The sequence below is a fragment of the Anaerosporobacter sp. genome (assembly GCF_031551385.1).
Taxonomy (GTDB): domain Bacteria; phylum Bacillota; class Clostridia; order Lachnospirales; family Lachnospiraceae; genus Anaerosporobacter.
The window spans coordinates 1-6,733 of record NZ_JAVBNS010000194.1; the positions used below are offsets into that span (position 1 = coordinate 1).

The window sequence follows — 6,733 nt, forward strand, 5'->3', positions numbered from 1 at the left end:
ATTATATTTAGTTTTTAAGTTTCTTTGTTTCAATATTAATGTATTATTAAAACTTGTTTGCCGATGACTACTCGGTCCACCTTCCATATAATCCACATCCTTTCTTTTTTACATCACAACAGTTTACACATAACTACAATTTCCACTGTGTTTCTAACCACATTTATTATATGTGGAACAATACCGTTTGTCAAACACTTTAAAAACAAAATGTAAGTAATTATTTTACATTTCATCCTCTCCAGAAACTGAATATTTACACTGCTATTTAAAATATGAAGAAAATCATAAAACTGTCGAGCTAGATAACCACCCAACAGTTTTATAATTTTAACTTCTATTCTTCTTCACTCATCCTTCTATCTGGTATACTAATTCTCATGCCCGGCTGTAATAAAAGTGTTGACATATCATTGCTTCCTAAAAAGTCTTCTAAATCAATATCAAATTTCTCAAGGATACTTTTTAATGTTTCTGCATCCTTAATAATATAACTAATCAACCCTGTTCCTGTCATATCTGGCATTACGGGTGTTGATGGGGTAACTGGTACTGTCGGTATAATAGGTACAACTGGAATGATTGGAGTCTCTGGTGTTTCTATTACACAAGTTTCATTCCCTGTACAGATATTGCTGATTCCTCCTCTGCTTGTTACTGGAACACAGAGTTCATCACCGATTTGCAAATTATATACATCTGCATATGGATTCGCACGCATAACTAAAGCCAATGGAATATTATACTGTCTACTGATTCCATATAAGGTATCCCCTTTCTTAATTATATGCACAACGCCTCTACAACGATCAAAATTTCTCATTCTTACCGATCCTTTCACGACTAATTATTCACAATACTTACACACTACTAATATATTCAAAACTATCCAAGAATGTGTATAGTTTTAAATAATGTCCAACTACCTGTTTTGCAAAATGAGTTGAAGATTTTAATTATATGTCGTATAATGGTCATGGTTCTTTGAATATTTATTAACTAGAACATATTGTGCAGGATATATGTCAGCAAAGCTGACGCGTGGTTCAATAATTAAGGAGGGACAGCGTAAGCTGGTTACAAATGAATAATACAATCTATACTCTTGGTATCGATATCGGCTCAACTACTGTTAAAATCGCAGTTCTTGATGAAAATCATACCATTTTATTTTCTGACTACGAACGACATTATGCTAATATACAAGAGACATTACACTCTCTTTTAGCAAAGGCATATGAACAATTAGGAAATTGTTCTATATCACCTGTAATCACTGGTTCTGGTGGTCTTACATTATCAAAACATCTTGAAGTTCCATTTGTTCAAGAAGTTGTCGCAGTATCTACGGCATTACAATACTATGCACCACAGACTGATGTGGCTATCGAGCTTGGTGGGGAAGATGCCAAGATTATATACTTTACAAATGGCATCGATCAAAGAATGAACGGAATCTGTGCTGGTGGTACTGGTTCTTTCATCGATCAGATGGCTACATTATTAAAAACAGACGCTACTGGTCTGAATGAATATGCGAAAGACTACAAGGCAATCTACCCGATTGCAGCTAGATGTGGTGTATTTGCTAAATCGGATATTCAACCATTAATTAACGAAGGTGCTACAAAGCAGGATTTATCAGCTTCTATTTTCCAAGCAGTTGTTAATCAGACAATCAGTGGTCTTGCTTGTGGTAAACCAATTCGTGGAAACGTTGCATTTCTAGGTGGTCCACTTCACTTCTTATCTGAACTAAAAGAAGCTTTTATTCGAACTTTAAATCTTACACCCGAAACGACAATTGCCCCAGATAATTCCCATCTATTTGCCGCTATTGGATCTGCATTAAACAGTAAGTTTGACGCTGTATCTCCAATTGAAGATATGTTAACAAAGCTTTCTTCAAAGATTCATATGGAATTCGAAGTTTCTCGTATGGACTCACTATTTGCTAATGAGCAAGAATACGAAGACTTCACAACACGTCATGCAAAACATACTGTTGTAAAATCTGACCTTAAAACTTATGAAGGCGATTGCTTCCTAGGTATTGATGCTGGATCAACTACAACGAAAGTGGCTCTTGTCGGAGAAGATGGTTCGTTACTATACTCTTTCTATAGCAACAACAACGGAAGTCCATTAAAAACTACTCTTAAAGCAATCAAAGAGATTTATACCCTTCTTCCCGATAGTGCTAGAATTGTACGTTCTTGCTCTACTGGTTACGGAGAAGCTCTTATTAAAGCAGCACTACTACTAGATGAAGGTGAAGTAGAAACGGTATCTCACTACTATGCTGCTGCATTCTTTGAGCCAACGGTTGATTGTATTATCGACATTGGCGGACAAGATATGAAATGTATCAAGATTAAAAACCAAACGGTTGACAGCGTTCAATTAAATGAAGCTTGCTCCTCTGGTTGTGGTTCTTTCATTGAAACATTTGCAAAATCACTTAACTATGAAGTTGCTGACTTTGCTAAAATAGCCTTATTTGCTAAACATCCAATTGACCTTGGTTCAAGATGTACCGTATTCATGAACTCTAAGGTAAAGCAAGCTCAAAAAGAAGGCGCTGGCGTTGATGATATCTCTGCTGGTTTAGCTTATTCTGTAATTAAAAATGCGATCTATAAGGTTATTAAATTAGCTGATCCAAAAGATCTTGGTAAAAATGTAGTAGTTCAAGGTGGTACATTCTATAACGATGCAGTTCTTCGAAGTTTTGAAATGATTCTTGGACGTGAAGCGGTACGTCCTGATATCGCAGGTATTATGGGAGCTTTCGGTGCTGCTTTAATTGCAAGGGAACGTTATACACCAGGTATTGAGTCAACCATGCTTACGATTGATAAAATCAATTCACTAAAATTCGAGACTTCTATGGCTCGTTGTAAAGGCTGTACGAATAGTTGTTTACTTACAATTAATCGCTTCACTGGCGGAAGACAATTTATATCAGGAAACCGTTGTGAACGTGGTCTTGGAAAAGCCAAAAACAAGGACAATATTCCAAACTTATTCGAATACAAATTAAAGAGGATGTTTAACTACACACCTCTTGATCAAGATAAAGCTTACCGTGGAACAGTTGGTATTCCAAGAGTTTTAAACCAATACGAGAACTATCCATACTGGTTTACTTTCTTTTCAGAACTTGGATTCCGTGTTGTTTTATCTCCATCATCAACACGTAAGGTATATGAACTTGGTATTGAATCTATTCCTAGTGAATCAGAATGCTATCCTGCTAAGTTAGCTCACGGACATGTAATGTGGCTAATCAAACAAGGTATTGATTATATCTTCTATCCTTGTGTTTACTACGAACGCAACGAGATACCAGAAGCAGGAAATCACTACAACTGCCCTATCGTTACTTCTTATGGCGAGAATATTAAGAATAATGTAGATGAATTAGATACCGATACTATCTTTTATCAAAATCCATTCTTAGCCTTTACTTCAGAAGAGATTTTAACGAAACGACTTATTGAAGTATTTAAGGAAAGCCATAACATACCTGCTACAGAAATAAAAGCTGCTGCTCATGCTGCATGGTTGGAATTATGCCAATCAAGAACAGATGTTGAGAAAAAGGGAGAAGAAACAATTGCTTACTTAAATGAAACTGGAACAAAAGGAATCGTATTAGCAGGACGTCCTTATCATGTTGACCCAGAAATCAATCATGGTATACCAGAATTAATCACATCGTATGGTGTTGCTGTACTGACTGAAGACAGTATTAGCCACTTAGGTAAGATTGAACGTCCACTTATCGTTATGGATCAATGGATGTACCACTCAAGACTCTACGCTGCTGCCGCTTATGTAAAGACAGCACCAAACCTTGAATTAATTCAACTTAATTCTTTCGGATGTGGTCTTGATGCCGTTACTACAGATCAAGTTAGTGACATCTTAACCGACGCTGGCAAGATTTATACTGTCCTTAAAATAGATGAAGTTAATAACTTAGGTGCTGCTAGAATTCGTATCCGTTCTCTATTATCCGCAGTACGTGACCGCGAGAAGAAACATATTGACTTAAAGCCAACGACGACTTCTTACGAACGTGTTATCTTTACGGAAAAGATGCGTGAGGAATACACATTATTATGCCCTCAGATGTCACCAATTCACTTTGACTTCTTAGGTCCTGCCCTTCGTTCTGTCGGCTATAATGTTATCGTCCTTGATAATGATAATAAGGAAGCTGTTGATGTTGGTCTCAAGTATGTTAACAACGATGCTTGCTATCCTTCTTTGATGGTTGTTGGTCAGATTATGGAAGCCCTTTTATCTGGAAGCTATGACCTTAATAAAGTTGCCGTTGTTATTACGCAAACTGGCGGTGGTTGCCGTGCTACGAACTACATAAGTTTTATTCGTAGAGCTTTAGCCAAAGCTGGCATGGAACATATTCCGGTTGTATCTATTAATACAGTTGGACTTGAGAAAAATCCTGGATTTAAGTTTACACCATCTGCTGTAAACCGTGCATTACAAGCACTTGTATATGGCGACGTTCTTATGCGTGTTCTTTACCGCACCAGACCATATGAAGCAGAAAAAGGTGCTGCGAATACCTTATATCAAACATGGCGTGAACGTTGTATGCAGTCTGTACAAAACGGAAAACGTTCGGAGTTTAAGAATAACCTTCGTGGCATTATCAAAGATTTTGATGAACTACCACTATTGGATATCACAAAACCTAAAGTTGGTATCGTTGGTGAGATTCTTGTTAAATTCCTTCCTGCTGCCAATAACAATCTAGTAGATTTACTAGAGGCAGAAGGTGCAGAAGCTGTTATGCCTGATTTAATCGACTTCTTTCTATATGGCTCTTACAATGCGAATTATAAGATACAGTATTTAGGCAGACCAAAGAAAGAAGCATTTACGAACAATATCGGTATCTGGTTTATCGAGCAATATCGTAAAGAGATGAAGAAACAATTAGCGGCAAGTAAACGCTTTGAACCACCAAAAGAAATCAGTGAACTTGCTGATTATGCAAAAGACTATGTATCCATTGGTAATCAAACTGGTGAAGGTTGGTTCTTGACTGGTGAAATGGTTGAGTTAATTCATTCTGGTGTTAACAATATTGTTTGTGCCCAGCCGTTTGCCTGTCTGCCAAACCATGTTGTTGGTAAAGGTGTTATCAAGGTATTACGTCAACATTTCCCTGAATCGAATATCGTAGCTGTTGACTATGACCCAGGTGCAAGTGAGGTAAATCAGCTTAACCGAATTAAGTTGATGTTATCTACAGCTAATAAAAACCTGACTAAAAATTCTCCTACAAAATAGGTAGCAATATCTTACTATAATTAAAAAGACTGACTCCTTATTGTAACAACAACTCAATGTTGTTACATAGGAATCAGTCTTTTCTATCTTATCTCTAATATAAAACTACTCAGTCTCAAACTGTTCTAGCAGAGTTATCACCTTATCTACTGCTGCCTTTTCAACTAAATAGTTCTCTTCTCCATTAATTGATACACGGTAGAAGTTAACACCATCGTATGGAAGATATTCAACATGTAAATCTTCTAATAAATCCGAATTTCGAATAAAATCAAATTCATACACAGGCGTTGTATCACTCACCTGCTTCTTAATGTCTCCTGTTGTTGTAATCCCGATTAATTCTTGATAGAGGTTTTTGAATGCCTTCTCTTCTACTTTCGTACCATTATAATAGTATAAACTGTCAGCTACTTCCTCACTGTCTTCTGTTTCTTCCGTTTTCTTATCTGGATTTGGAGTAACTTTTAATTCATATGATTTGCCATCTGCTTTTATCTTCAATGTATCAAGACTTGTGATATCAACTAATTGAGTTAAATTACAAACGTAATCATATGGCGTAATTGCAAGCATATTCTCTATCGTTGATGCACTAATTGTATAGATCGCATTCTCATATTTCCTTCCATCTGTTTTTATTTGAACATAGTATTCTCCAGCATCATTCATATTACCAACAAGGATTGTCAATTGATGTTCTATACGAATTGTCTGCGACTCTTCTGTTGTTGTATCTGCACTACTTTCTTCCGTAGAATTGCTATCAACAATCGTTTCTTCATAATAAGACAAATCAATTGTCGTACTTGGATTGTCTAAACCGTATTTACTCAAATCAGAACAAATGTAGTCAACACACTCATTGAATGATACGGAACTATAATTTTCAAAATATGTATCAAACTGAGTTGGATTACCTTTTTGCACTGTACTATATGGTTTTACTATATTCCAAGCATAATATTCCCCTGCATCTGCTGCATCTTGATTATACTCTGCCTTAAATATTTCTTCTCCATCTTTCACTATATTAATATTCGTAACATTCGACGCTGTTATCGTTGGGAACTCTTCTATTGACAACATTTCTGTCTTTGTATGCTCAAACACGGAACGCACTCCTGTTGCTACTGCATAAACTACCTCCTCATCTGCTAAGTTAACATAATATCCAGAGCTGCTACTTAGAGAATCTCCAAAATTAAGTTCAAAATCACTTCCATCTTCGCTTAGAATATGAACAATCACTGAAGGATTTTCTAAACCATACTCTGCCAAATCCTCTGCTTTCTCAACAACTATTTTACTTGCCTCTAAGCTGACTAGTTTATCTAAGATGGCAGTTATATAATCTTGGTTAATCGGCGCATTGGTGTCTGACTTGTCAACCCAAGAATCATTC

At 36.3% G+C, this 6,733-nt stretch carries 3 protein-coding genes; 1 reads left to right on the forward strand and 2 read right to left on the reverse strand.

Going from position 1 to position 6,733, the window contains the following annotated elements; all coding sequences use genetic code 11:
• Positions 1–337: 337 nt before the first annotated feature.
• Positions 338–823, reverse strand: coding sequence for a LysM peptidoglycan-binding domain-containing protein (locus RMR19_RS15195; protein WP_310604346.1), 486 nt, complete (start codon positions 821–823; stop codon positions 338–340).
• Between the two features lie 260 nt (positions 824–1,083).
• On the opposite strand from RMR19_RS15195, the gene RMR19_RS15200 reads away from it, so the two are divergent.
• Positions 1,084–5,328, forward strand: coding sequence for an acyl-CoA dehydratase activase-related protein (locus RMR19_RS15200; RefSeq protein ID WP_310604347.1), 4,245 nt, complete (start codon positions 1,084–1,086; stop codon positions 5,326–5,328).
• 105 nt (positions 5,329–5,433) lie between these two features.
• Here RMR19_RS15200 and RMR19_RS15205 read toward each other — a convergent pair.
• Positions 5,434–6,733, reverse strand: a 1,300-nt coding sequence (locus tag RMR19_RS15205; protein WP_310604348.1) for a DUF4340 domain-containing protein, incomplete at its 5' end; no start/stop codon positions are given.